The organism is Kribbella sp. NPDC050241 (assembly GCF_044459685.1).
Classification (GTDB): domain Bacteria; phylum Actinomycetota; class Actinomycetes; order Propionibacteriales; family Kribbellaceae; genus Kribbella.
Genome location: NZ_JBITJE010000011.1, coordinates 138,341 through 163,442, shown reverse-complemented (window position 1 = coordinate 163,442; position 25,102 = coordinate 138,341). Strand labels below are relative to the sequence as shown.

The 25,102-nt window shown below is 66.0% G+C and carries 25 protein-coding genes; 12 read left to right on the top strand and 13 right to left on the bottom strand.

The window, feature by feature from the left end:
- Positions 1 to 74 precede the first annotated feature (74 nt).
- Positions 75 to 569 carry an AAA family ATPase gene (locus tag ACIBG5_RS36220; RefSeq protein WP_396396144.1) on the bottom strand — a complete coding sequence of 165 codons (495 nt, stop codon included), beginning with the start codon at positions 567 to 569 and terminating at the stop codon, positions 75 to 77.
- 218 nt (positions 570 to 787) lie between these two features.
- Between ACIBG5_RS36220 and ACIBG5_RS36215 the strand changes: the two genes are divergently transcribed.
- The gene (locus ACIBG5_RS36215; RefSeq protein ID WP_396396143.1) at positions 788 to 1,777 is read left to right on the top strand and encodes an acyltransferase domain-containing protein; all 990 of its coding nucleotides are present in this window, start codon (positions 788 to 790) and stop codon (positions 1,775 to 1,777) included.
- An 11-nt stretch (positions 1,778 to 1,788) separates the two neighbouring features.
- On the opposite strand, the gene ACIBG5_RS36210 is transcribed toward ACIBG5_RS36215, so the two are convergent.
- Positions 1,789 to 2,778, bottom strand: coding sequence for a hypothetical protein (locus tag ACIBG5_RS36210; RefSeq protein WP_396396142.1), 990 nt, complete (start codon positions 2,776 to 2,778; stop codon positions 1,789 to 1,791).
- Positions 2,775 to 7,499 carry a hypothetical protein gene (locus ACIBG5_RS36205; protein WP_396396140.1) on the bottom strand — a complete coding sequence of 1,575 codons (4,725 nt, stop codon included), beginning with the start codon at positions 7,497 to 7,499 and terminating at the stop codon, positions 2,775 to 2,777. The genes ACIBG5_RS36210 and ACIBG5_RS36205 overlap by 4 nt, the downstream gene beginning before the upstream one ends.
- Before the next feature lie 135 nt (positions 7,500 to 7,634).
- Between ACIBG5_RS36205 and ACIBG5_RS36200 the strand changes: the two genes are divergently transcribed.
- The 5 genes from ACIBG5_RS36200 to ACIBG5_RS36180 are packed head-to-tail and all read left to right on the top strand — an operon-like array spanning position 7,635 to position 10,131.
- The gene (locus ACIBG5_RS36200; protein WP_396396139.1) at positions 7,635 to 8,132 is read left to right on the top strand and encodes a Dps family protein; all 498 of its coding nucleotides are present in this window, start codon (positions 7,635 to 7,637) and stop codon (positions 8,130 to 8,132) included.
- The gene (locus ACIBG5_RS36195; protein WP_396396137.1) at positions 8,132 to 8,728 is read left to right on the top strand and encodes a sulfite oxidase-like oxidoreductase; all 597 of its coding nucleotides are present in this window, start codon (positions 8,132 to 8,134) and stop codon (positions 8,726 to 8,728) included. The genes ACIBG5_RS36200 and ACIBG5_RS36195 overlap by 1 nt, the downstream gene beginning before the upstream one ends.
- Positions 8,698 to 9,447, top strand: coding sequence for a ferredoxin reductase (locus ACIBG5_RS36190; RefSeq protein WP_396396136.1), 750 nt, complete (start codon positions 8,698 to 8,700; stop codon positions 9,445 to 9,447). Before ACIBG5_RS36195 ends, ACIBG5_RS36190 begins: the two co-directional genes overlap by 31 nt.
- Positions 9,448 to 9,452: 5 nt before the next feature.
- Entirely contained in the window at positions 9,453 to 9,710 is a 258-nt protein-coding gene (locus tag ACIBG5_RS36185) for a DUF6510 family protein (RefSeq protein ID WP_396396135.1), read from the top strand.
- A gap of 37 nt (positions 9,711 to 9,747) precedes the next feature.
- Positions 9,748 to 10,131 carry a nuclear transport factor 2 family protein gene (locus tag ACIBG5_RS36180; RefSeq protein WP_396396134.1) on the top strand — a complete coding sequence of 128 codons (384 nt, stop codon included), beginning with the start codon at positions 9,748 to 9,750 and terminating at the stop codon, positions 10,129 to 10,131.
- Positions 10,132 to 10,215: 84 nt separating this feature from the next.
- On the opposite strand, the gene ACIBG5_RS36175 is transcribed toward ACIBG5_RS36180, so the two are convergent.
- Both ACIBG5_RS36175 and ACIBG5_RS36170 read right to left on the bottom strand, forming a co-directional pair.
- On the bottom strand, positions 10,216 to 11,133 hold the full coding sequence (locus tag ACIBG5_RS36175) for an NADP-dependent oxidoreductase (protein WP_396396132.1): 918 nt from the start codon (positions 11,131 to 11,133) through the stop codon (positions 10,216 to 10,218).
- A gap of 143 nt (positions 11,134 to 11,276) precedes the next feature.
- A complete protein-coding gene (locus ACIBG5_RS36170; RefSeq protein ID WP_396396130.1) occupies positions 11,277 to 12,968 on the bottom strand; it encodes a cytochrome bc complex cytochrome b subunit in 1,692 nt (563 codons plus the stop codon).
- Positions 12,969 to 13,138: 170 nt separating this feature from the next.
- Between ACIBG5_RS36170 and ctaD the strand changes: the two genes are divergently transcribed.
- Both ctaD and ACIBG5_RS36160 read left to right on the top strand, forming a co-directional pair.
- Positions 13,139 to 14,875 carry a cytochrome c oxidase subunit I gene (ctaD, locus tag ACIBG5_RS36165; RefSeq protein ID WP_396396129.1) on the top strand — a complete coding sequence of 579 codons (1,737 nt, stop codon included), beginning with the start codon at positions 13,139 to 13,141 and terminating at the stop codon, positions 14,873 to 14,875.
- Positions 14,868 to 15,200, top strand: a complete 333-nt coding sequence (locus ACIBG5_RS36160) for a hypothetical protein (protein ID WP_396396128.1) — start codon at positions 14,868 to 14,870, stop codon at positions 15,198 to 15,200. The genes ctaD and ACIBG5_RS36160 overlap by 8 nt, the downstream gene beginning before the upstream one ends.
- Here the strand turns inward: ACIBG5_RS36160 and ACIBG5_RS36155 are convergent.
- The gene (locus tag ACIBG5_RS36155; protein ID WP_396396127.1) at positions 15,191 to 15,796 is read right to left on the bottom strand and encodes a uracil-DNA glycosylase family protein; all 606 of its coding nucleotides are present in this window, start codon (positions 15,794 to 15,796) and stop codon (positions 15,191 to 15,193) included. The two genes, ACIBG5_RS36160 and ACIBG5_RS36155, sit on opposite strands and share 10 nt — an antisense overlap.
- A 380-nt stretch (positions 15,797 to 16,176) precedes the next feature.
- Here ACIBG5_RS36155 and ACIBG5_RS36150 point away from each other — a divergent pair, with 380 nt between their 5' ends.
- Positions 16,177 to 16,845, top strand: a complete 669-nt coding sequence (locus ACIBG5_RS36150) for a sigma-70 family RNA polymerase sigma factor (RefSeq protein ID WP_396396125.1) — start codon at positions 16,177 to 16,179, stop codon at positions 16,843 to 16,845.
- A gap of 66 nt (positions 16,846 to 16,911) precedes the next feature.
- Here the strand turns inward: ACIBG5_RS36150 and ACIBG5_RS36145 are convergent, their stop codons facing one another.
- The 4 genes from ACIBG5_RS36145 to ACIBG5_RS36130 all read right to left on the bottom strand — a co-directional run bounded on the left by ACIBG5_RS36145 (position 16,912) and on the right by ACIBG5_RS36130 (position 20,340).
- Positions 16,912 to 17,775 (bottom strand): alpha/beta fold hydrolase, encoded by an 864-nt coding sequence (locus ACIBG5_RS36145; protein WP_396396123.1) that lies wholly within the window; start codon positions 17,773 to 17,775, stop codon positions 16,912 to 16,914.
- Between the two features lie 149 nt (positions 17,776 to 17,924).
- A complete protein-coding gene (locus ACIBG5_RS36140; protein WP_396396121.1) occupies positions 17,925 to 18,698 on the bottom strand; it encodes an SDR family NAD(P)-dependent oxidoreductase in 774 nt (257 codons plus the stop codon).
- A gap of 73 nt (positions 18,699 to 18,771) precedes the next feature.
- Entirely contained in the window at positions 18,772 to 19,821 is a 1,050-nt protein-coding gene (locus ACIBG5_RS36135) for a GNAT family N-acetyltransferase (RefSeq protein WP_396396120.1), read from the bottom strand.
- Between the two features lie 78 nt (positions 19,822 to 19,899).
- Positions 19,900 to 20,340: a DUF5709 domain-containing protein gene (locus tag ACIBG5_RS36130; RefSeq protein WP_396396118.1), complete on the bottom strand. Its 441-nt coding sequence runs from the start codon at positions 20,338 to 20,340 to the stop codon at positions 19,900 to 19,902.
- Positions 20,341 to 20,452: 112 nt separating this feature from the next.
- On the opposite strand from ACIBG5_RS36130, the gene ACIBG5_RS36125 reads away from it, so the two are divergent.
- Positions 20,453 to 21,091 (top strand): TetR/AcrR family transcriptional regulator, encoded by a 639-nt coding sequence (locus tag ACIBG5_RS36125; RefSeq protein ID WP_396396117.1) that lies wholly within the window; start codon positions 20,453 to 20,455, stop codon positions 21,089 to 21,091.
- Positions 21,092 to 21,236: 145 nt separating this feature from the next.
- Positions 21,237 to 21,974 carry an SDR family NAD(P)-dependent oxidoreductase gene (locus ACIBG5_RS36120; RefSeq protein ID WP_396396116.1) on the top strand — a complete coding sequence of 246 codons (738 nt, stop codon included), beginning with the start codon at positions 21,237 to 21,239 and terminating at the stop codon, positions 21,972 to 21,974.
- Positions 21,975 to 22,004: 30 nt separating this feature from the next.
- Here the strand turns inward: ACIBG5_RS36120 and ACIBG5_RS36115 are convergent, their stop codons facing one another.
- The 3 genes from ACIBG5_RS36115 to ACIBG5_RS36105 form a co-directional block, all read right to left on the bottom strand.
- On the bottom strand, positions 22,005 to 22,325 hold the full coding sequence (locus ACIBG5_RS36115; protein WP_396396115.1) for a carboxymuconolactone decarboxylase family protein: 321 nt from the start codon (positions 22,323 to 22,325) through the stop codon (positions 22,005 to 22,007).
- Positions 22,326 to 22,340: 15 nt separating this feature from the next.
- On the bottom strand, positions 22,341 to 23,171 hold the full coding sequence (locus tag ACIBG5_RS36110; RefSeq protein ID WP_396396113.1) for an oxidoreductase: 831 nt from the start codon (positions 23,169 to 23,171) through the stop codon (positions 22,341 to 22,343).
- Between the two features lie 75 nt (positions 23,172 to 23,246).
- Positions 23,247 to 24,107: an aldo/keto reductase gene (locus ACIBG5_RS36105; protein WP_396396111.1), complete on the bottom strand. Its 861-nt coding sequence runs from the start codon at positions 24,105 to 24,107 to the stop codon at positions 23,247 to 23,249.
- Between the two features lie 103 nt (positions 24,108 to 24,210).
- Between ACIBG5_RS36105 and ACIBG5_RS36100 the strand changes: the two genes are divergently transcribed.
- On the top strand, positions 24,211 to 25,083 hold the full coding sequence (locus tag ACIBG5_RS36100; protein WP_396396109.1) for a helix-turn-helix transcriptional regulator: 873 nt from the start codon (positions 24,211 to 24,213) through the stop codon (positions 25,081 to 25,083).
- Positions 25,084 to 25,102 lie beyond the last annotated feature (19 nt).

The following is a 25,102-nucleotide window of genomic DNA, read 5'->3' as shown; positions in this document are numbered from 1 at the left end:
GTCACTGATCGGGAAGCAGTTGCACCGGAGCGTGGTCGGGCCGGCCCGGTTCGGTGGATCGCCTGGCCCGTGTGTCAGTGAATGTGACGAAGGATTTCGTCAACGACAAGTTGGAGCGGTGCGGAGGCGTCGATTGCACGTCCCTGAGCAATGCCTTCCTTCGTGTGGTGCAACCGCATGATGATTTCTCGCTCCTCTTGCCTTCCGCCCCAGTCGCTGGGGTCAACGAGTACACGCTCATCAATCCGGCGCATCACAGTGTCAAGGTCGTCGACTTCAAGGACAAAGACACCGTCAAGAAGGTCGATGAACTCCGAAGAATTCCTGGAGCCACCGCAGAGAAACGTCACCGCCTCGTCCTGGTCGGCGAGCAGGCCCTTGACCTTCGCTAGATCCCAGAGGGGCGGTAGGTGGCTGTCGGATGCACGGCCACTGGTGTCTTCATCTGGCTCCGGGGCGCTGCGGAGTTCTCTGTCGCCATGAACAGCCTGATAGCCCCGTCGCTGCAATTCGTCGCAGACTGTGGTTTTGCCGGTGCCGGAACCGCCGTCAATCAGATAGTTTCTCATGCCCATCGGTCACCACCAGGTCGTCGCCGTCTGCGAAGCGACACCCTATCGATGCATCTGACTGATCGCACGGCAATAAGGTGCGTGATCTGTGGAGGCCCTGCAAGTCGTCGAAGCCTCGCCGGGCCAGGCGTTTCCCAAGGCTCCGGTCCAGACCGCGGACCTCTGATCGATTAGGGTCCGGTTGCTGGCGTTGGCGGCGCAGGGCGGAGGGTGCGATGACTATCGGGGTCGAGGAGGTGGCCGGATTCCTCGGGGATGATCCAGCCTTGGTGAAGTGGCTGGGGGAGTTGGAGCGAGCCGGTGAGCCTCGCGACGAGCTCGCCGTACCCACGGCCGAGACTGCACTGACACTTCTGCTTCGACTCGGCGTACCGGCGCAGGACGCGGCCGAGATCGTCGGTGAGTTGCCCGATCTGCAGCGCAATCCCGCTCTGTCCTGGTTGGTACGCCGTTGTGCTCAGCGGACCGTTGCAGACATCGGCGGGTTTCGACCGGGTGGAGCGTGGCCGACTTTGCCGGACGGCTGGGGTCGCTACTTCTATGTGTACGTCTTTCTCGCTGTTCTTCCGTCTGTCCGCGCGTACCACGAGCAACGGGGCATCCCTGACGACATCTCCTGGGCGACGCTCGCGGCACTTGGCAGCGCCGTTGAGTCCCATCGGCAACGGCTCGGCACCGGCGGGATCGACGCGCCGTTCTGGATCGACCTGCACTTCCGCGGGGGCATCTATCTGCTTGGCCGGTTGGGGTTCAACCGCGGTGACCTGGGATTCCTTGCCCCGGCGGTGCGTGCCGCCGGACTTCCGTCCGACGAGTCCGATCCGGCACTGGGTGTGCACGCCGCCCCGACCGGAGCCTTGGACCCGGCTGCCTGCGACGCTTCCTTCGCCCTCGCCGGCGAGTTCTTTGCCCGGCATTTCCCCGAGGAGACGTACCGGCTCGCGCGGTGTGGATCGTGGATCCTCGACGAGCAGCTCGCCGAATACCTGCCGGCCGACTCCAACATCATCCGCTTCCAACGCCGCTTCCACCTGACACCCGAGACGCGGGACGGCGACGCCGACATCCTGTCCAGGATCTTCCAGGCCTCACCCGATGCCGACCTTGCGACCCTTCCCCGCCGGACGACTCTCCAGCGAGCCGTGATCGATCACCTGCGCGCCGGCCGGCACTGGAAGATCGGCTTCGGCTGGCTCGAACTCTGATCCCCAGCGCATCAGTAGCGGCGCGGGCTGCGAGGGGAGGAGGTGGGGGTGGCGGGCTCCTCGTTGCCGGTCCAGTCGCCGTCGTCGAGGCGGCGAAGGCTGTTTTCGAGGTCGAGAGACAACCAGCCGGCGAGCTGCGGATGGGTGGGGTGTTGCCACATGCCGTAGGGGCCGCGCAGCGTCTCCAGGTAGTCGACGAGGTCATGGACCCGGCGGTCCTGTGGGGAGACGCCGCAACGGGAGGCGAGGTCGAGCAGGAAGGCGAGGTCGTGGGTGGCGTAGAACGTCACTTGTCCCATCGCTCGTTCAAGCCCTACCAGTCGGGACACCTCCCAACCGAGGGTCGAGGTGTCTCGGGTCTCGCGGGCGAGGAGGTGGTCGACGCCGATCCGGGCGATGTCGGATCGCTGTCTCTCAGGGTGCATCGCCAGGCAGGCGACGGCGCCGGTCGTCGCTGATCGGCAACCGAGCCCACGGGGCAGGCGGCGGTACTCCTTCTCCGGCGACGTCGGGCGGCCGGCCTGTCCGAGGTCGGCTTTCGGGCCGGACGGCCAGGATCCGTCCTCGAGGCGTACGTCGAGGAGCCACTGGTAGGCATGCTCGGCACGGGGATCAGCTGCGAAGCCGGCGGCGGCGATCCCGCGCAGCGGTACGACAGTCTGCATGGTGATGAAGCGAGGACCTTCGATCGGGCCGGAGTCGGCAGGCGGAATCGACCACGAGCCATCCGGCTGCTGCTCGCCGAAGATCTTCTCGACCGAGGTCGCCATGGCAGGCCCGCGGTAGCCGAGGTAGGCCAACTGACAGAGCAGATAGCCCGCGACATAAGGCCCGGCCGCAGCCAACCGCTCGACGAGTACGTCGACCTCCGCGCTCCGATCGATCTCGCTACGCCACGCGCTGACCTCGGCGTCGTCATCGGTGGCGCCCTCCAGTTCGCGGGCCGCCCGCCAACGCAGCGATGGGGACGGGTGGCCGAGCAGCAGGGTGCCGATATTCATGGCAGCACCCCGGCAAGATGGGGCGCGGTGGCGGTGCCGGCTTCGATGAAAGCGTCGAGCGGGCCTTCGAACACGATCCTGCCACCGTCCGGTCCCGCGCCCGGGCCGAGCTCGATGAGCCAGTCGCAGGCGGCGAGGAAGGCCGGATCGTGCTCGACGACGAGCACGCTGTTGCCGGCGGCAATGAGCGTGTCGAGCGTGTGGACCAGCACTGCGACGTCGGTGGCCTGGAGGCCGACGGTGGGTTCGTCGAGCACGTACAGGGCGGTCGACTTCGTCGTACGGGCGAACTCCTTGGCAAGCTTGAGCCGCTGCGCTTCGCCGCCCGACAGGCTCCAGCCCGGCTGGCGTACGACGAGGTAGCCCAGCCCGAGTGCGACGGCAGCCCCGCCCACTCGGCGTACCGCGTCAAGGTCGCCCCACTCGTCGACCAGTTCGGCGATCGTGAGGGCTTCGATGTCGGTGAGGCTCCGGCCCCGCTCGAGCAGGGTGGCGGCCTCGTGGCGATACCCGGATCCGCCGCAGGCATCGCAGGTCTGCGGCACCGACGGCAGGAACGACATGTCCTGCTGCCACGCCCCTTTGCCCTTGCAGGCGTCGCACTGATAGGTCAGATCCTTGATCGTGATGCCCTGCTCCACGGCCGCCTCGCTCGCGGCGAACTCCTTGCGGACGGCACCGATCAGCCCGAGGAACATCCCCGGTGAGGTGATCTCGGCCCGGGACTGGTCGGCCACGACCGTTCGCTGGGGCGCCCCGGAGATGGAGTCGTGATCGCCGGGCCGGACGCGGATCACGCCGCGGCCAGGAATGTTGGTCTTCGGTCGGGTCAGGCCCAGCGCGATGGTGTCGACGACGAGCGACGACTTACCCGAGCCGGACACCCCGCAGACGCCGACGAGTACGCCGAGTGGGACGCGGACAGCGAGTCCGTCGAGGTTGTTCTCCCGCGCTCCGGTGACCTGCATCCAACCCGCAGGCTCCCGACGGCGGTCGCGGTGTATCGCCGCTACCTGTCCTTCCAGAACCGCCCGCGTCACCGACTGCGGGCTGTCCAGCTCGACCAGGCGACCACCAGATCGGCCGGGACCGGGGCCGATCTCGATCACGTCGTCCGCCGCGCGGATGATGATCGGGTCGTGCTCGACGGCGATGACAGTGTTGCCGGCGGCCCGCAACTCGGTCAGGGTCCGGGCCAGGGCGGTCACCTCCGAGGGGTGCAGACCCCTTGAGGGTTCGTCCAGCAGGACCGTCATCCCGACCAGTCCGTCGCCGAGCACGGACGCCAGCTTGATGCGTTGCGCTTCGCCCGCCGACAGGGTCCAGGTCGTCCGGTTCAGCTGGAGATATCCCAGCCCGACGGCACGCAGGAAGGCGAGCCGACGCAACGCGATGGTCCGCGCCTCTGCCGCCTGCCGATCCTCCGGTACGTCGATCGATGTCAGGACGGCCTCCAGATCGGCGAGCGAGGTCGAGAAGAGCTCATCCCGCCCGCGGCCTTGGAGGCGGATCGCCAGGTACGGCGTACGCAGCTGCCGGCCACCGCACTCCCGGCACGGAAACACGGTCGACTCCTTGCCCCCGACGTCGTTCGCGGCCCACGCATTCAACCCGCGCCAGAACGCGTCGCCGTACAGCACGGCGTGTTGGGCCTCCTCACTCAACGCCTTCCAGGGGGTGCGGTCAAAGTCGAACCGGTAGCGCTCGGCCAGCGACCGCATCGGCGGCTCCTCGCCGCGGGTTGTGCCGAACCAGGCCAGACTGCCGCCGAAGACGCCGCCGTAGACGGGCACGTCCGGGTGCTCGATCAACTTGGTGAAGTCGAACTCCCGCTCGACCCCGAGTCCCAGGCACTGCGGACAGGTCGAGACTGGTGACCCCACCAGATGACGGGGCTCGATCGGCACCGCGGTGGTCCCGCAGTCGTCGCAGATCCACGCTGCTTCCGGCTTCTGCGATGTACGTCGTACTGTGTCGCGGCTGCAGGCAAGGCACGTGCGGACACCTGCCCGGGCGATGATCACGGCCAGCAGACGGTCGAGGTCGGTGGACCGGCCAACGGTCACCCGGTCGGCATCCCAGACGGAGAAGCCCGGCCCGTGCGCGTCGAACATCAGGCCGGACGCGTCGATGCCCATCGTCGGGCCCAGGCCGGTCAGTGACTCGACCGGAGCCTCCGGTCCCTCGCGGACCGACTGCCGCTCGTAGACAGACAGGCACTCGAGCAGGCGCCTGGTCGCCTCGGACTCGACGACGTCGTGGACCAACGACGACTTGCCCGAACCGGATACGCCCGTCACGACAGTGAACCGGCCCTTGGCGAAATCGACGTCGACTCCCTGCAGGTTGTGGGCGCGGGCGCCGCGTACACGGACGGCATCGCTGGACCGGCGGTCGGTGCGCGGCGTGGCGCGAGGCCGCACCCGCGGCTGCTTCTCGGCAACGGGCGGCCCGCAGTGCTGCAGGCGTCCACCATCGGGACCACCGCCCGGGCCCAGGTCGATGCGCCAGTCGGCGGCGGCGATCACGTCCGGCTGGTGCTCGACCACGACTACCGTGCAGCCGCTGTCCGTCAGCCGGTCGAGCACCGCGAGCAACCGATCGAGGTCGCCCGGGTGCAGACCCGTTGTGGGCTCGTCGAGCAGCACCAGGTCGCCGGACCGCGCCTTGGCCACCTCGCGGGCCAGCCGGACGCGCTGGGCTTCCCCACCGGAAAGGCTCGGAGACGGCTGCCCGAGCGTCAGGTAGCCCAGCCCAACCTCCTGCAGGGATCCCAGAATGCGGGTCACCGACGGGTGCTCGACGAACATCGCGGTGGCCTCGTCAACGCTCAGCGCCAACACATCGGCGATCGACCGACCCGCCCAGGTCGCCTCGAGGACCTCAGGTCGGTAGCGCCGGCCGTCGCAGGCCTCGCACGGGACCCAGATCGGCGCCAGATAGCTCATGCCGATCGCCACCGATCCCATCCCCTCGCAGTCCGGGCAGGCGCCCTCGGCCCGGTTGAAGGTGAAGTCCGATGCCGAGCGTCCGGTCTCGCTCGCGAAGACGTCGCGGATCCGGTCGAGCACCTTGGTGTACGTCGCCGGATTCGACCGGGGGTTGTTGCCCAGCGGCGCCTGATCCACCGCACGAGCCCGTGTCACCGGCGCGTCGAATCTCGTGCAGCCGACCGGGCCACGCTCGCGCAAGGACGCCAACAGCACCTCCTGGCTCAGGGTGGTCTTGCCTGCTCCTGACGGCCCAGTGATCACCGTCAGCGATCCGAGTGGGATCTCGCAGTCGACAGCGCGGAGGTTGCGCAGACTCGCCCCGGTGACGCGGATCCGGTCAGCGGCAACCGGACGTCGTGGTCGCTGCCGACGAGCGCCGGCGGAGAAGCCGGTGCCCGACGCCGTACCAGCCTTCCACAGATCCGCGGGCGGGCCTTGGAACACCAGTCGTCCGCCGGCGTCTCCACCGCCGGGCCCGATCTCCACGACGTCGTCGGCCATGGCGACAGCCAGCGGGTCGTGTTCGACCATCAGCACCGGACCCGGCAGGGCGGCAATGGCGTCGAGCAGTCGACGAAGATCACTGTGATGCAGCCCGATGGTCGGCTCGTCGAGAACGTGCAGGAGGTCTTCGAGACGCCCCGACAGCACGACAGCGAGCCGGGTACGTTGTGCCTCACCGCGTGACAGCGTCGGCATCGACCGGTCGAGGGCGAGGTAGCCAAGGCCCAACTCTCGCAGCGGACGCAGTCGTCGCAGCAACTCATCCTGAATGCGTCGAGCACGCGACCCGAACGGGAGCCGCTGCACGAATTCGAGGACCTCGGTCACCGATCGGCCGATCAGCTCCTGGAACGTGATGCCGTCGATGCGGTGCGACGAAGTGTCATTGTCACCGCGGAAGGCCGACGGCGCGAGTGGCCGGACCCACGCGCCGCATTGCGGGCAGATCGGCGCCCGCAGGAACGGCGTACCACCGAGCAGCACTTCGGGTCGGCCCAACGCATCGGCGCGCTCCAGGGTGGCCCGGACCTCGGCTGCCCGCAACCCGCGCCGAAGCGTGGCTACTCGTACGACGATGTCGTGAGGACGCAGCGGGTCGAGCCGCGCGGGTGTTGCTGCACACGGGCGTCCATCGACGGTGACCTGGGCGAACTCTCCTCGGATGCCGGCCAGCAGACGCGCGTGACTTCCGACCAGCCCTCGCACGATCGCGACATCGACGTCGAGACTGTCATTGTGGGCGAGCAGGTCCAGGGCGGTGGTGAGGCGCTCCTCGGCGGAGAGCGCTCGGACCGGCACGTGGCAGTGGGGGCAGGTGACCTCGGCAAACCGTGAGTACAGGATCCGCAGGAACGGGTGCAGCCCGACCGACGTCGCCAGCGTCGAGGCCGGGTTCCGGTTGAGGACGTTCTGGGCAACCGCGACCGCCGGACCCAGACCCTCGATGCGCCGGACCCTCGCAGCGGGAACCCGCGCGCTGTTGCCGCCGAGCGCCAACGACTCGACGAACCGGCGACGCGCCTCGGCATAAACCACGTCGAACGCCAACGACGACTTACCCGACCCCGACACGCCGACGACCGCGGTCAGCCCTGGCCCGAACGACACATCGACAGCACGCAGATTGTGCTCAGCCGCGCCAAGTACATCGAGGAACCGCTCGTTCCCGCGCCTCCGCACACGAGCACGCCCAACCGCACCGTCTCCCGCGATTCGGCGATCCACCCCGCCATCCTTGCAGCTCCCTACGACCAGAAACGACAAATACGACGCCCAGGCTCGGACCAGCTGCTGGGTGGGGATTGGTCCAGGTGGTGGGGAAAGGTCGAGCGGTGGCCGTGACACAGGGGAGATATGTCTATGGAATCTGTTGCGAACTCGGTGCAGTTGCCGCCGCTGGACAATCCGAACGAGCGGGTGGCGGTTGGTGAGGAGCTGCAGCTCGTGCTGCAGGATCTGATCGATCTGTCGCTCATCGGGAAGCAGTTGCACTGGAGCGTGGTCGGGGCGGCCGCCCATGGGGTGCATCTGTTCCTCGATGAGTTGGTCGAGCAGTGGCGCGAACTCGCGGATGTCGTCGCCGAGCGTGCAGTGACGTTGGGGTTTGTCCCGGATGGACAGAGCTCGGCGGTGGCGGCCGGGTCACGTGTCGAACCTGTCGTGGTGCGGTCGCTGGCCGATCACGCAGTGGTCTGGGAGCTGGGTCGGCGGGTGGCGGCGGTGGCTGAGCGGATCCGTGCACGGCTGGGCTCGGTCGGTACTGCGGACCTGGTGACGCAGGACGTACTGATCAGGGTGGTCGGGATGCTGGAGAAGCAGCAATGGCTGTTGCGTGTGCAGCTTGGCGAGAAGGCCTGATGGCTGTCACCAGAGGGTTCCAGGGCCGGCGCGCCGCAGACCCTTCGCGGGTACCGCCCGGCCAGTACGTCACGCGAGACTTCCCTGTGTTGTCGGCCGGGCCGACCCCGTACACGCAGCTGGACACGTGGGACTTCACGATCAGTGGGGCCGTGGACGAGCCGGTCTCGTGGTCGTGGACGGAGTTCCAGGCGTTGCCCCGCGAGAAGGTCACCGTCGACATCCACTGCGTGACGAAGTGGACGAAACTGGACATGACCTGGTCGGGGGTCGCTCTCGACACCATCCTTGATGCGGCGCCGACCCAGGCACTTCATGCCCTGGCGTTCTCCGACGGCGGCTACACCACAAACATTCCGCTGGCGGACTTGCGAGGTGGAAAGGCCTGGATCGCCGACGAGTACGACGGCCGGCCGCTCGATCCGGAGCATGGTGGGCCGGCGCGTCTGCTGGTGCCGCACCTGTACTTCTGGAAGAGCGCGAAGTGGATCCGTGGGTTGGACCTGCGGACCGACGATCAGCCCGGCTTCTGGGAGATGTTCGGCTATCACAACTATGGAGACCCGTGGAAAGAGCAGCGCTACTACGGCGACTGACGTGGCAGACCGGCACGGTGATCGCGACGACCATCGAGACTCCGCGGGTGAAGACCATCGCGCTCGCCGTACCTGAGTGGCCTGGGCACCGTGCGGGTCAGCACGTGGATGTGCGGCTGACAGCGCCCGATGGGTATCAGACGCAGCGGAGCTATTCGATCGCGTCGGCGCCGGGGGACGACTACCTGTCGCTCACTGTCGAGCGACTCGACGACGGTGAGGTGTCTCCCTATCTGGTCGACGAGTTGCGAGAAGGCGACGCGCTCGAGTTCCGTGGTCCGATCGGCGGGCATTTCGTCTGGGACAACGAATTCGGTGGCCCGTTGTTCTTGGTGGCCGGCGGATCTGGAGTGGTCCCGTTGCGGTCGATGCTTCGGCATCACCGTGCCATCGGTAGCCAGGTGGCCGTTCGCGTGCTGTGCTCGGCGCGCTCGCTCGAGCTGCTGATCTATCGTGAGGAGCTCATGAAGATGGCGACCTGCGACCTCATCGATGTCTCGATCACACTGACTCGTGAGGCCCCGAGTAGCTGGCGTGGGTACTGCGGACGCATCGACTCGGCGCTCTTGTCCACGGCCGGATGGGCAGCTGATGAAGAGCCGCTCACCTATGTCTGCGGACCAACAGCGTTTGTCGAGACGGCGGCGGCCGGATTGGTGGCCTTGGGGTACGACGCGGGACGGATCCGGACCGAACGCTTCGGCGGGACAGGGGTGTGACGAAGATGAGGACTCTCGATGGCAATGCTCTGGCCGGCGTCATGCATGATCTCTTCGCGCGAGACATGACGACCACGGGATACAAGTGCACGAGTTGTCGCCGCACCGGAGTCGTGGCGGAGATGGTGGTGTACATGTCAGGACCCGGCACGGTGGCCCGTTGCAGGGACTGCGACACGATCCTGCTGATGCTCACTGAACGCCACGGGATGTACTGCATGGACATGCCTGGAATGGCACAGACAGCGCTCCCGCCGGCCTAGCCCTGGCTGCCTTCACCCTTACCTTGAAAGGAACCTGATGACCATCCAGACCCCGCCTGACCCGACTGCCGCCGACCTGGCGAAGCACCTGCCGCACGCGATCACGACGTACCTGCGCGAGGCCGATCCCCAGCACAAGGCGAACGCTCACGACTTGCTGTCGGCCTTCGCGACCGACGCCACCGTCATCGACGACGACGGCAACACCTACACCGGTCACGACGAGATCCACCGCTGGCGGGAGACCGAGACCAGCGAATACACCTACACGGTCGAGGTCAGTCACGTCGAGAAGTTCGACGACACCCACTACGTCGTCACCAACCACCTGGAGGGCGACTTCCCCGGCGGCGTCGTCGACATCATCTACCGCTTCACCCTCGCCGACGACCTCATCACCAAGCTCGAGATCGCTCCCTGACTCCTGAACGTCTCGTCCCTCAACGGTGCTGAAGAACGGCCTTCGGCAGGCTGTTCCTCAGCACCGTTGTCTCCCTGATGCCGGCTACGGGCGAAGGCGGATGATCGTCTTTCCCTTGCTCCGCTCAGTGGAAGTGAATGTGGCCACGGCATCTTCGAGAGTCGCCACGGTGCCGATGTTCGTCCGCAGCCGCCCGTCCCGCACCCGCTGGACGATCTCACTCAGTTGGGTGCGATCGGCCTCGACAACGAAATCCACCGCCAGGCCGTCGGCCGGCCGCGCCTCGACCGGGCCGACGACGGACACCAGCGTCCCTCCGGTCTTGATCAGCGCCGCGGAGCGTCTCTGGATGTCTCCGCCGATGACGTCGAAGACCAGGTCAACTCCGCCGACGTCTTCGAGCGAGTCGTTGGCAAGGTCGACGAATTCCTGTGCGCCGAAGTCGAGTGCCTTTTGATGGTCGGCGGCGCGTCCGGTGCCGATGACGTAGGCGCCGGCCTCGTGTGCGAGTTGAGTGACCATCGAACCGACAGCGCCGGCCGCGCCGTGCACGAGCACGCTCTGGCCCGCCTGAACGCGCCCGTGCTGGAACAGTCCTTGCCAGGCGGTCAGCCCTGAAATCGGCAGACTCGCGCCTACCGTGAAGTCGACGTCGCCCGGGAGCGGCGCCAGGTTGCGTGCCTCGATCGCCACATAGTCCGCCAGGGTGCCGTCGCGATGCCAGTCGGCGAGACCGAACACCCGCTGTCCCACTGACAGCCCTGCCGTGCCGTAGCCGAGGGCGGTGACCACTCCGGCCAGCTCGTGCCCGGGGATCGACGGTGCTCGGCCACGGTCGGCGCGATCGGTCCAGGTCGAAGGCCACTCCAGCTCGGTCGCGACGTACCCCGAGGCATGAACCTCAACGACGACGTCGTTGATCGCCGCCGGCGGCTCGGGCCGCTCCGCCAGCGTCATCCCGGCCGTTCCCGCGGCCTCGTCCGTCACCACAATCGCCCTCATCCGGCACCTCCTTGTATCCAGTCATCGCCTACGCAATTTCAGCTCGTTAAGCGTTGGCGGCACCACACCCTCGACGTCTTACCACGCAGGGGGATGCAACACGCCGGAGGCGCTCAGGAGGATTACGGACAGCCAGTTCCGCGTCACTCGGACGGGCGGGACCGAGCGGACGTGTCGCTGGTGACCGCTCGATAGGTCTCCGTGTCCTCAGTCAGCTCGTGGATTGCGTCGGCGTCGTGCGCGTGTGCGGCCTCGATCTCGTGCGCGGTCGGCTTCTGCACCGCGTCGGCGAAGTAGAACCGGGACAAGCGGGCGCGCACCTTGCGCAGGGTCCGGCGCGGGGCGCGGACGCCGTTGTCGTCGGTCTCCACGCCGAGTTCGTGCGGTAGAACCCGTTCCCGCGCGGTGAGCGAGTACGCCTCGTACGTCGAGATCGGCTGGTGCTTCTCGGTGTACTTGCCCTCGGGCGACCGGACGATGACACCGGTCTCCAGACCAAGCAGCAACCGCTCCCGGTCGGCCCGCTGGAGCGAGATCGCCCAGCGCCGTGTGATCCAGAAGGCCAGCATCGGGCCGAGGATCACCGCGAACCGCAGAAACCAGGTGACGCTGTTCAGCGAGAGGCCGAAGTGGGTGGCGACCACGTCGTTACCACCACCGATCCACAGCAGCGCGTAGAAGGTCATGAAGGCGACGCCGATACCGGTCCGGGTCGGCACATCGCGCGGCCGGTCGAGCAGGTGGTGTTCGCGCTTGTCACCGATGATCCAGCTTTCGATGAACGGATAGAGCGCGACCAGGGTGACGAAGGCGGGCGGGACGATCAGCGCGGGGATGATCAGGTTCCAGCTCAGCGTGATGCCCCAGAAGTGCGACTCGAAGCCGGGGAAGATCCGGACCGAGCCTTCCAGCCAGCCCATGTACCAGTCGGGCTGCGATCCGGCGGTGACTTCGGCCGGGTTGTACGGCCCGTAGAGCCAGACCGGGTTGATCTGGATCAGTGCGCCCATCAGTGCGGTGACGCCGAAGTTCACGAAGAAGAAGCCGCCGGCCTTGGCGACGTAGTCAGGGAAGAACGGGTAGCCGACGACGTTGCGCTCCGTGCGGCCGGGACCGGCCCACTGCGTGTGTTTGTGGTACACGATCAGGAAGAGATGGGCAGCGATCAGGGCCAGCAGTAGACCCGGGAGGAGAAGCACGTGAACGGTGAAGAACCGCGGAACGAACGTGTCGCCGGGGAACTCACCGCCGAAGATGAAGAAGTTCAGGTACGTACCGATCACCGGTGACGCCTGGATCATGCCGTTGGTGATCCGCAGACCGGTGCCGGACAGCAGGTCGTCGGGGAGGCCGTAGCCGATGAAGCCCTCGACGATGCCGAGGAACAGTGTCCCGAAGCCGATCAGCCAGTTCAGCTCACGCGGCTTGCGGAACGCACCGGTGAAGAAGACGCGCAGCAGGTGCACCATCATCGAGGCGATGAACAGGACCGCCGCCCAGTGGTGGATCTGTCGCATCAGCAGACCGCCGCGGACCTCGAACGAGATGTGTAGCGTCGAGGCGTACGCCTCCGACATGTGCAGACCCTTGAGCAGGCTGTACGAGCCCTGGTACTCGACCTCGGCCATCGACGGCTTGAACCAGAGCGTCAGGAAGATCCCGGTGAGGATCAGGATGACGAAGCTGTAGAGGGCGACCTCGCCGAGAAGATAGGACCAGTGCTCCGGGTAGACCTTCCGCAGCCCTCCCGACCCGTCCTTCTTCGCGCCTGATCGGAGGACGCCCAAACGCGAGTCGAGCCACTCGACCGGTGTTGGGAGTTGCTGGTCAGCCATTGCGTTCACCTTCGGGTCGGAAGCGTCGAGTCCGGCACGAAGGAACTATATCGTCCACTTGTGGTGTCGTGATCCGTGGCCAGTCAACGGATCCAGGACGCTTGCCTAGGAGTCTGATGGACGATATCGTCCACTGACTCTGGGTGCCACGACAAGCTGCGGGAGACGCGATGACGACAACAACCGAGCGGGCTGCGCTCAGGGATGTGGAGACGTCGTCGGCCACGGCGTACCCCGGGACGAAACTGACCGGGTGGCTGACCACCACCGATCACAAGCGGATCGGCGCCCTGTACCTGATCACCTCGTTCAGCTTCTTCTTGCTGGCAGGCGTTCTCGCTCTGATCATCCGGGCCGAGCTGGCCAGGCCGGGTCTGCAGATCGTGAACGAGGAGGTCTACAACCAGCTCTTCACCGTGCATGGCACGATCATGCTGCTGTTGTTCGCGACACCACTGTTCGTCGGCTTCGCGAACGTGATCATGCCGATCCAGATCGGTGCCCCCGATGTCGCGTTCCCGCGGCTGAACATGTTCAGTTACTGGCTCTATTTGTTCGGCGCCCTGATCACTATCGGTGGCTTCGCTACCCCAGGCGGTGCGGCGGATTGGGGATGGACAGGCTACTCGCCACTGTCCGATGCTGCGCATTCGCCGGGCATCGGCGGGGATCTGTGGATCATGGGTCTGTGGATGTCAGGTCTGGGCACGATCCTCGGCGCGGTCAACTTCGTGACGACCATCATCACCATGCGGGCACCGGGTATGACGATGTTCCGGATGCCACTGTTCACCTGGAACGTGCTGGTGACGTCGCTGCTGGTGCTGATCGCGTTCCCGATCCTGGGCGGCGCGCTGCTGATGCTGGAGGCGGATCGAGCCCTGGGGGCTCACGTCTTCGATGCCGCGAGTGGCGGGCCGCTGTTGTGGCAGCACTTGTTCTGGTTCTTCGGGCATCCAGAGGTGTACATCATCGCGTTGCCGTTCTTCGGCATCGTGACCGAGATCCTGCCGGTGTTCAGCCGCAAGCCGGTCTTCGGCTACATGGGACTCGTTGCGGCCACACTTGGCATCGGTGCGTTGTCCACGACCGTGTGGGCGCACCACATGTTCGTCACCGGCGCGGTGAACCTGCCGTTCTTCTCGTTCATGTCCTTCCTGATCGCGGTGCCTACCGGGGTGAAGTTCTTCAACTGGATAGGCACGATCTGGGGCGGCTCGGTCTCGTTCGAGACGCCGATGCTGTGGTCCATCGGGTTCTTGGTGACCTTCTTGTTCGGCGGGCTCACAGGAGTCATCCTCGCTTCGCCGGCGCTGGACTACCAGCTGTCGGACTCGTACTTCGTGATCGCGCACCTCCACTACGTGGTCTTCGGCACCGTGGTGTTCGCGATGTTCGCCGGGTTCTACTTCTGGTGGCCGAAGTTCACCGGCCGGATGCTCGATGAGAAGCTGGGGAAGTTGCACTTCTGGTTGCTGTTCATCGGCTTCCACACCACGTTCTTGGTGCAGCACTGGCTGGGTGTCGAGGGCATGCCGCGGCGGTACGCGTCGTACGGCGCGAACGAGGGCTTCACCACGCTGAACGAGATCTCGAGTATCGGATCCTTCGTCCTCGGCCTGTCGATGCTGCCGTTCTTCTACAACGTCTACAAGTCGCGCAAGTCGCCGCTGGTGGGCGTGGATGACCCGTGGGGTTGGGGACGTTCGCTGGAGTGGGCGACCAGTTCCCCGCCGCCGCGGCACAACTTCGAGAAGGTGCCGCGGATCCGCTCCGAAAGCCCCGCCTTCGACCTGCACCATCCCCGCGTCCCCGGGACGGGGACTTCTCACGATCGCGACAACCTGCTGGTCGAGGATCCCGCGGATGAAGTCTCGAGGATGAAAGGCCTTGGACGCGATGAATGATGACCTGTTGCAGGGAATCCGAGCCGAGGACGACACAGCGGTTGCCGCTGCCGACATCCCGAAGGCGGTGATGGCCGGCCGGCTGTTGTACGTTGACGGTGCGACTCAGGTCTTCACGATCGACGGGCGGACCACCTACTCCGAACGAAGCGGTGACAGCACAGGCGAGTGGTACGTCGATGACCACGGTCGGTTCTGTTCGTTCTGGCCGCCGTCTTATCGGGCCTGCTACGCGCTTCGCTGGATGGTTGAGGACACGCGGATCGTCGGGCTCAGGTTCACCGGCTTTCGTGATGGTGTGACGTTCGAAGGCCGCTACGAGTAGCTCCTGGGCGGCCGGTCGTGGGTAGCATCCGCGACAAGCGTTTGCAGAGTGGGGATCACGTCCGTCTCGAACCACGGGTTCTTTGTCTGCCACCTGAAGTTCAAGGGTGAAGGGTGGACCAGCGGGATCCGGTCCGGAACGTAGTCTCGATAGGCGCGGACGGTTTCGGTCAGGTTCTTCTTGGCGCTGGTTCCCAGATAGTGCTTTTGGGCGTAGCTCCCGATGAGAACGGTGAGACGAAGTCCGGTCATCATCTGCAGGATTCGTGGGTGCCACAACGGCGCGAAGGCCGGGCGTGGCGGTAGGTCGCCCTGGGTGCCCTTGCCTGGGTAGTAGAAGTCCATCGGTAGCAGGGCGATCGTGTCCGGGTTGTAGAACTGTGCCTCAGTGACGCCGAGCCACTGCCGTAGTTTGATGCCGCTGGCGTCGTTCCAGGGGATCCGGCTGTCCTGAGCTTGCCTGCCGGGCGCTTGGCCGATGACAACGATCTTCGATCGCGGTGATGCGGAGTAGATCGGTTCGTACCCACGCTCCGTCGCCCACGCGTTCGAGGCGTGGTTCCTGATCTCGTCACGTATCGCCGCGAGATCGTCCACGCGGCCTGAATGCGATGTCGGCGTCTGTTCGCTCTTCGACATGGAGTTCCCTTCTCACGGTCGGAGGTGCCACGCCCCGGTGCATATTCGTGTCGGCCGGCTCGGTCGACCTTCCGAGTTTCGCGCGACCAACGACCTAGTCTGGCACGATGAGAACAGGACGATCTCGACCATTTAGTGAGTGATCTTCAGATGTCGCGCGGCGAGCCATGCCGTGCTAGATATCAAGGCAGACCTGAGGATTATGTGTTCCGACTCACTGTGCTCCGCTGGGTTGGACGCGATGCAGATTGGACTGTATCGTCCATGTTGTTGTTTCACCGTTCGACACAGACGTGCCGGACCTGTGATCACTACGTTGCGTTGATCGCCGGAGATCCATGAAGAGCGAAGGTTCTGAGTCGTTGTCGCAGGTACGGGTCGTCTGCCCAGAGGTGGCCCAGGAGAACCGTGCCTGGGTTCGCGACTTGAGCAGCGATGGAGATCGGCGTGAGCTTGCGAGCCGACGCTTGTACGAGGTTCTCCTGCGAGCCGCGAGGGCGGAGGTCGGGCGGCGGGGGGCCAGGCTCCGGCTCATGGGGCCGGAACTGGACGACATTGCGCACCAGGCCGCCGCGGATGCCCTACTGGCGATCTGCGGCAAGGTCGAGACGTTCCGCGGTGATTGCAAGTTCACCACCTGGGCGTACAAGTTCGTGATCTTCGACGTGGCCGCCAAGGTCAACCGGCACTTCTGGCAGCGGGCCGGGGTCGCGTTCGACGACGAGGACTGGGACCGCCTTCCCGCCCGGCTGGGGATCGAGCCAGAGGCGCAGGCCGAGAGCCGGGATCTGATGAACGCCGTACATCGCGCCGTCGATGAGAAGCTGACGGCGAAGCAACGGACGGTCTTCGTCGCGCTGGTGATGAACGGGATGCCCACTGATGTGCTCGCTGATCAGCTCGGCGCGACACACAACGCGATCTACAAGATGATGTTCGACGCCCGCCGTAAGCTGCGGACCGCCTTGGTCGACGCCGGCTACCTGCCGGAGCAGCAGATCGCCTGAGCATCGTCTCGACGGCACTGCATCGCTTCCTGCGTGACGCGCCGGGGGAGAGGTCGGAGTCCGGGGCTACCTGACGGTCTCGTCGTAGAAACTGTTGATCCCGTCCACGATCTCCTGCAGGCAGTCCTCGACCGCGAAGTGTCCGGAATCGAGGCGAACCAGCTGTGCGTCGGGGAGATCGCGCAGATACGCCTCTCCGCCGGCCGGGGTGAAGAAGATGTCTCCCTGGCCCCAGAAGATCAGCGTTTTGGGCTGGTCACGGCGCAGCCGACCCTGCCAGGTCGGGTACTGGGCGGTGTTCGTCTGGTAGTCGTAGAAGAGATCCAGCTGCACCCGGTGCGCATTCGGCCGCGCCAGGAAGTGCAGATCCAGGTTCCAGTTGTCCGGGCTGATCTTCGTCGGATCAGGGTGACCGGCCAGGTAGATCGCTTTCACTGTTTCCGGCCGGAGGAGAGCCTCCAGCGGCGCTTCGGTCTCGGCGTTGCGGTTGGCCCAGAGGACGTGACGAATCCTGTCCCAGATCTCGGTGATTCCCTCGTCGTAGAGGTTGGCGTTCTGGATGATCTGCCACTGGAGCCAGTCCGGATGAAGCGAGATCAGCCGGTTGCCGATCGGACCGCCGTAGTCCTGCATGTACAGCCCCATCGGTCCGGTGAAGTCGATGGCCAGCAACGCCTCATCGACGATCTCTGCGAGGTGGTCGAAGGTGTAGTCCCACTCCGCAGGATCTGGCATCTCGGTGTTTCCGAAGCCGGGGTAGTCGATCGCGACCAGGTGGAATCTGTCGGCGAGGGCCGGCAGGAGGTTCCGGAACTGGTGAGACGAGGAGGGGAATCCACCCAACAGCAGGAGTTTCGGTGCTCCAGGCTTACCCGCTTCGCGGTAGAAGACCTCCAACCCGCCGGCGAACACGGTCTGAAATCTCGTCATGGGCACTCCACACTCATTCCACAGGGACGTGATCGAGCGCTCGTCAGCGGCGTCGTTCGGGATCATCTGATCGGTCCAGCGACCGCGCTCGTACGACTTGGCCTCAGTGACAGATCGGTTTCTTACCTGACGATTTCACCGTCGCCGGGTCAGTTGCGCCCGGCCATCACGCCCCCGTCGACGTTGAGAATCGCCCCGGTGATCCAGCTGGCCTCTGGGGAGAGGAGGAAGACGATCGAGGAGGCGATGTCCTGGGCTGTTCCGACCCGTCCCAACGGGTGGAAGCCGTCGAATCCCTTCACGGTCTCCTCGAGCTGGTCGGCGGGGATGAAGCCCTCGTACAACGGCGTTGCCACCACTGCGGGAGCCACAGCGTTGACACGGATGCCGTCGGCCGCCAGTTCCATGGCCAAGTTGTGGGTCAGGGCGTGCAGACCGGCTTTCGCCATCGAGTACCCCGTCGATGGCGTCGCCGCTACCGCCTGATGTGCCCACATGCTGCCGATGTTGACGATCGCACCACCAGAGCCCGCAGCCTTCATACCCCGCACCACGGTCTGGGTCAGGAAGAACGTCGCCCGGTTGAGTTCCAGGTAGGCGTCGTAGTTCTCCTCGCCGTAGTCGAGGAACTCCCTGGGAATGAAGAATCCGGCCGCGTTCACCAGCAGCGTCGCATCGGCATGCTCCGCCGCGAGCTGCGCTTGTACGTCTTCTACCTGCTTGCGATCTGCCAGATCGGCAGTGATCCCCCAGGCCTCTCCCTTGTCGCCGAGCTCAGCGACCGTCTCGTCGACCTTCGCCTGCTGACGGCCGACGATGACGGCCTTGCCTCCTTGCGCGACAACGTCCGCCGCCGTCTGTCGCCCCATGCCACTGCTCCCACCGACCACGATGAGCTTGCGGCCTTCGAAGTATCCACTCATGAGCTTCCCCTTGATGTCTGCCAGGCCGGCTTGACCCGGATGTCCTTGTTCGTGTGCCGAACGGGTGGCGCCCTTACTGGTTCCCGAGATCCCGGTGAGTCTGAGAGGTATCGGGTCCAGCTGTCAGGTCGGCGTCGTCGGGCGTTCCGAACAGGTAATGAGAGAAGGCCGAATGACGATTCGCGTGCTCCGTCGGCTCGGCCGGAAGCCCCCGACCTTCCAGCTCGTCCCAGGTCGAGTCGGCGATGCGCCACAGCTGGTGTGCTATTCGTCCGGCCACGCCTGCATGCGGCGAGTTGGGGTGCGGTCTGGTCGGCGAGCTCCACTGCCGTTTCGCCAATGCCCGGGCCAGATCCGCGGCGCTGCCGGCATCATGGACTTGCTCGAGGCCGGACACGACTCTCGTCTCCAACGAGTCGTGCTCATCCAGTAGCCGTTCGGTCTCTCGCCAGATCTCGGATGTGCTGAGATTCAGAAAGCGCGCGTCGCCGTACACCCTGCCCTTGAGTACCCGCAGCGCTTGCTCGAACTGTTTGAGATTGTGGAGAAGGACCGCGGCGTCCTCACCGGACGATGACCTGGAAGCAGTGAGCAGTACGTCGGCGACGGCCGCGGCATGCTGTGCGGCAACAGCTGCGAACTGGTCCGTGACGCGACGTCTCTCGAACCCGTCGATGGTCGGATCCTGAGAACGTACGGCGAGCTCGCTGAGCCTGGCGTGCTGGGCCTGCACGAGCCGCTGCAGTGGAGTGGAACCGCCATCCTGATGGTTCTCGTCTGCTTGGGACGTGGAGCCGGGCTGGATTGGTGGGTGTGACGGATCGAGGACCACCAGGTACTCCGGATGGCCCTGAAGGAACCGCTCGACCGCAGGGCAGTAGTTCGTGATCCGGACTCCCTCGGCGATGAGGTCGTCGAGGACCGCCTTGATCAGTGCCGTGGCGAGTCCACGGCCCCGCTGATCCGCTGTGACTTCGGTATGCCCCAGGACACGCCGTCGGCCCAGGACACGGAAGTCGAGGGTCCCGACCGCCGTCCCCGCAGCGAGCAGCTCGTACCTTCGCAACTCGTCGTTCTCGACCACGGTCAAGTTGCGCTGGGAGTCGTTCATCAGGATTCTCATGGTTGTGCGGCCCTCCTCCGAATCCAGCACCGCACGCGCTGGTGACTGGCCGGCGTGATCGTGTCGTTGCTGCGTCGATCAGTTGACCTCATCGAGCTCCAGCGGCTCGTCGTCCACAACGTGGATGGCAGCTTCTTCGGCGCTCGCAGCGCCTGCGTCGATCCCGACGTCGGTCGCAACGAGCTCTTCCTCGAAATCGAAGTGCGACCCCTCGTCCGGAGCCACCAGTCGACCGGCACGGTCCCGGCCGATCTCCGGGCCGTCGACATACTCCGACGGTCTGGCCTGCGAGTCGATGTCCGGCTCCTCCTGCGCAAGCCGCTGCTCGAGCGTCTCACCCCGCAACGCCTCCGCAGCAGTCGTACCGAAGCCCTCACCGGCCGACCACTTCTCCGGGGGCGAGTAGCCTTCGTCGAGAAGGTCGGAAACCCCCCGCCCGTCGAGCGTGTCGGAGGGCTGGAGCTGATCCTCGTCGTCCACGCTGTAACTGCCGTAATACTCCCGGCTGACCTCGCTCACACGTCCTCCTGACCGCAGGCCGGCGACGTGCCGGCTCCTCACGAGGATTGGTGTCGGCCCCAGCCGAGGTGCTTACCCGTCGATCGTTGCTCGGTCCCGATAAGCTCTTTGCGTGCCCGAGACAGTGAACGAGCTCGATCGCCGCCTGACCGCCCGCGGCGCGGCGACGAGAGCCCGGATCGTTGCGTCCGCCGACGAGTTGATGTCCCTCAAGGGTGCTGCAGCGACCACGCTCGACGACGTGACAGCGGCGAGCGGGACAAGCAAGTCACAGTTCTACCGGCATTTCAGCGACAAGAGCGCCTTGGTCCAGGCAGTCGTTGCACTGCGGGCCAGCCGGGTGCTCGAGCGTGAGGAACAGTACCTCCGCAGGGTTGACTCGTTCAGTGGCCTCGACCGCTGGCGCCGCGCCATACTCCAGCGAGTCACAGCACGCCGCGGAGCGCTCGGCTGCGAACTGGGCTCACTGTCGACCGAACTCTCCGACCAGGACGAGGCAGCCCGCATCGATCTCGACGCAGCCCTGACGTCCTGGATCTCCCTGCTGACCGCTGCGCTCGAGCGGATGAAGGCCAACGGCACACTGTCTGAGGATGCCGATCCGCCGACGCTGGCAACGGGCATCATGGCCGCACTCCAGGGCGGATATGTTCTCGCCCAAGCGGCCCGCGACCCCGGACCGATGCAGACCGCACTCGAGCTGGCGATGGACTCGGTCCGAGCGCACGCGAAGTCGGCCGACGAGAAGTAGAGCGGCGATCCGCCGGGTTTCTACGGATCGTCCGCCGTCTGCGTGATCACCGTCGTGCAGGTAAGAGCCGGGCGTCGTAGCGACTCCAACAACCATGTACGCAGGCGTGAATCCGGCAAGACCCCTCGCCGGCAGAGTTGCCGTGGTGACCGGCGGAGGCAGCGCGATCGGACGGGCGATTGCCGGGCAGTTGGGTGCCGGCGGCGTCGCCGTCGCGGTCGTTGCCATGTCGAGGGCTCGTGCGGACGCCACGGTGGAGGCTGTACGGACAGCCGGGGGCGAGGCGGAGGGGTTCACCGCTGATCTCTATGATCCCGGGTCGATTCCTGGCCTCGTCCATGCCGTCGAGCAGGTACTCGGCGAGGTCGACATCCTTGTCAACAACGCTGCGACGGTGACACCGCTCGGCCCTGTCGCCGACCTCGACTCGGCGGCCGTACTGCGTGCCCTCACCATCAATGTGGCCAGCGTGGTGACCCTCACCGGCGTGGTGATCCCAGCAATGAGCCGCCGCGGATGGGGCCGGATCGCCAACGTCTGCGGTGTGATCGGCAACCTGGCCTCGTGGGCCGGTGGAAACATCTACGCGGCCTGTGCCGCTGCGCTGGAAGCACATACCGTGAACCTCGCCGCGGAGCTCACCGGCACCGGTATCACGGTCAACGCCCTGCGTGTGCAGAGGATGGGTACTTCACTGCGGACGTGGCTCGCTGCCGTAGATCCCGCGGCGATCGACGATCCGTTGATCCGGCGGTTCATTTTCAGCCAGACCGACGTCGGTACGGTCGACTTCGACAGGTCAGCCGCAATCCTGCTGGGTCATCTGGCGACGACGGAGACCGGCCGTGTCTGGAGTGCCGTGCACAGTGGCCCTCTGGCCTGACTGCGGCGACACCCTTCCGAGTGATCGGTGTTACTCGTGCTCGGCGAAGACGGTCTTGGCGACCTGGATGGCGGACATCGCCTTTGGCCAGCCGGCGTAGAACGCGAGGTGGATGATCGCCTCCTTCAGTTCGGTCTCGGTCAGGCCGTTCTGACGGGCGAGGCGCACATGGTTGGGGAGCTGTTCGAAGCTGCTGGAGGTGACGAGGCTGGCCACGGTGATGAGGCTGCGGTCGCGCGGGGAGAGCTCGGTCCGCTTCCAGACGTCGCCGAACAGGACGTCGTCGGTGAGTTCGACAAGCTTGGGTGCGAAGTCACCGATGGCGCGTTGGGCTGGGGTTGGTTCGGGCATCATCATCTCTTTCGGTCAGGCGTCGAAGTCGGTGCTGCGGCTGAGGGTTTCCCACGCGTCGGCCTCAGCACGGAGGGCGTCAAGGGCGGCGCGGAAGCCGTCGGAGGTGTCGTTGCCGAGCAGCAGCATGTACGGCGGGGTGTCGGACTCGACGGCCTGGATCAGCGCGGCGGCGGCCTTCGCCGGGTCGCCCGGCTGCTTGCCATGTCCGGTGTCGTGTTCCTTGCGGCGTTTGCCTGCAGTGTCGGCGTAGTCGGCGATCGGTTCGGCGGCCTGGGTCAGTGAGCGGCCGGCGAAGTCGGTGCGGAAACCGCCCGGCTCGACGACCATCGCGGTGACGCCGAGTGGCGCGACCTCTTTGCGCAGCGAGAGTGTGAGGGCTTCGATCGCGGCTTTGACCGCGGAGTAGTAGCCGGATCCTTCCGGGCAGATCCGTGCACCGATCGAGGAGAGGTTCACGATCGTGCCGGTACGGCGGGCGCGCATGCCCGGCAGGACGGCCTTGATGGTGCGGACGGTGCCGAACACGTGGGTGTCGAAGAGTTGCTGGACGGCGTCGTCCTCGCCTTCTTCGACAGCGGCGCGGTAGCCGTAACCGGCATTGTTGACGAGGACGTCGACGGCGCCGAACCGGTTCTCGGCGGCGCTGACCGCCGCGGTGACCTGGTTGTTGTTGGTGACGTCGAGCGGGAGGGCCAAGGCGGTGTCGGGGTACTTGTCGGCGATGTCTTGCACCTTCGCGACGTCGCGGGCGGTGACGACGGCGTTGTGTCCGTGTGCGAGGACTGCTTCGGCGAAGGCGCGGCCGAGGCCGGTGGAGCAGCCGGTGATGAGCCAGGTGGTCATGGTGTTCCTTTCTGGATCCTGCTCGGGTGGTGTCAGCGCAGCCTGTTCCGCTGTGGATGCGAGGCGCGCCATTCGTCAGTCGATCCTGCGGCCGCCGAGGGCGCTGACCATGGCCGGGTCGCGGTGGTCGAAGAAGAGGCTGTCGCCGGCGTCCAGGGTCGCGATCTGCTTCATCTGGTCATCGGTGAGGGTGAAGTCGAAGATGTCGAGGTTCTGGGCCATCCGGTCGGGGCGGACCGACTTGGGGATCACGACGACATCGCGCTGGACGAGCCACCGCAGTACGACCTGCGCGACCGATCTGCCGTGCGCCTCGGCGATGGTGCTGAGCACGGGGTCGGTGAACAGGTTGTTGCGACCTTCGGCGAACGGGCCCCAGGACTCGATCTGGACACCGCGCTCGCGCATCAGTTCCTGGTCGGCGGTGCGCTGGTGGAAGGGGTGGGTCTCGATCTGGTTGACCGCGGGGGTGATCTCGTTGTGCTCGATCAGGTCGACGAGCCGGTCGGGATGGAAGTTCGAGACGCCGATCGCCCGGATCCTGCCTTCGGTGTGGAGGTGCTGCATGGCTCGCCACTCGCTGTAGTAGTCGCCGAGTGGCTGGTGGATCAGATACAGGTCCAGGTGGTCGAGGCCGAGCCGTCGCAGAGAGGCGTCGAAGGCGCGCACGGTGTCGTCCTCGACGCTGCCGGCCGGGGAGTGCTGGATCCACAGCTTGGTGGTGACGAACAGGTCGTCGCGGGGGAGTCCGGCGGCGGCGATGGCAGCGCCGACGGCCTCCTCGTTGCCGTAGGCCGCGGCGGTGTCCAGGTGGCGATAGCCGGCCTCGAGCGCGGCCTCGACGGCGGCCTGGGTCTGGCCGTCGGGGATCTGGAAGACGCCGAAGCCGATGATGGGCATGGTGACGCCGTTGTTCAACGTGACGGTTTGATCCATGTCGCCAGCCAACACCTGTCTGCATCGCAGGTGGGAGTCCCCGGTGTAACGGGTACTGGTAGACCCTCCCACCGCGAACGGGCCCGCCCGTACGGTGGAAGGCGTGAGCATCAAGGAGGACGTGAAGGAGTTCCTCACCAGCCGACGCGCGAGAGTGACACCCGAACAAGCGGGTCTGCCGACCTTCGGCGACAAGCGCCGCGTGACCGGGCTGCGCCGCGAGGAGGTCGCCCTGCTCGCGGGCGTCAGCGCCGACTACTACACCCGGCTCGAACGCGGGAACCTCGCCGGCGTCTCCGAACAGGTACTCGAGGCGCTCGCGCGAGCGCTGCGCCTCGACGACGCCGAGCGCGCCCATCTGTTCGATCTCGCCCGGGCTTCCACCGGCCCGGTCCGTGGATCCCGGCGTACGGCGGTCTCGAAGGTGCGCCCCGGCGTCCTTCGGATCCTCGAGTCGCTCACCACGCCGGCGTACCTCCGCAACGCCCGTACCGACATCCTCGCCGCCAACGACCTCGCCTTCGTGCTGTACGACGGAATCCTCGACCGCGTTCGGCTGCCGCTGAACGTCGCCAAGTTCCTGTTCTTCGACTACCGCGCGCCGGGCTTCTTCCTGGACTGGGAGACCGTCGCCGATGACGCCGTGGCCGCACTCCGCGCCGAGGCAGGCCGCAACCCTCACGACAAGAGCCTCACCGACCTCGTCGGCGAACTCGCCACCAGAAGCGAGGAGTTCCGCACCCGGTGGGCGCGTCACAACGTCAAGTACCATCGCACCGCCACCAAGCGGCTCCACAACTCGCTCGTCGGGGACCTCGAACTCACCGGCGAAGCCATGGAACTGACCGGCGACGGACTGGTGATCATCACCTACACAGCGGAACCCGGCAGCCCGGCCGCCGAGGCCCTGCGCTTCCTGTCCAACTGGGCCCCCCAACACACCGGACCTCCGGCCCCACAGAACAGCACACCCTGACATCCCGGAGCTGGTCTGA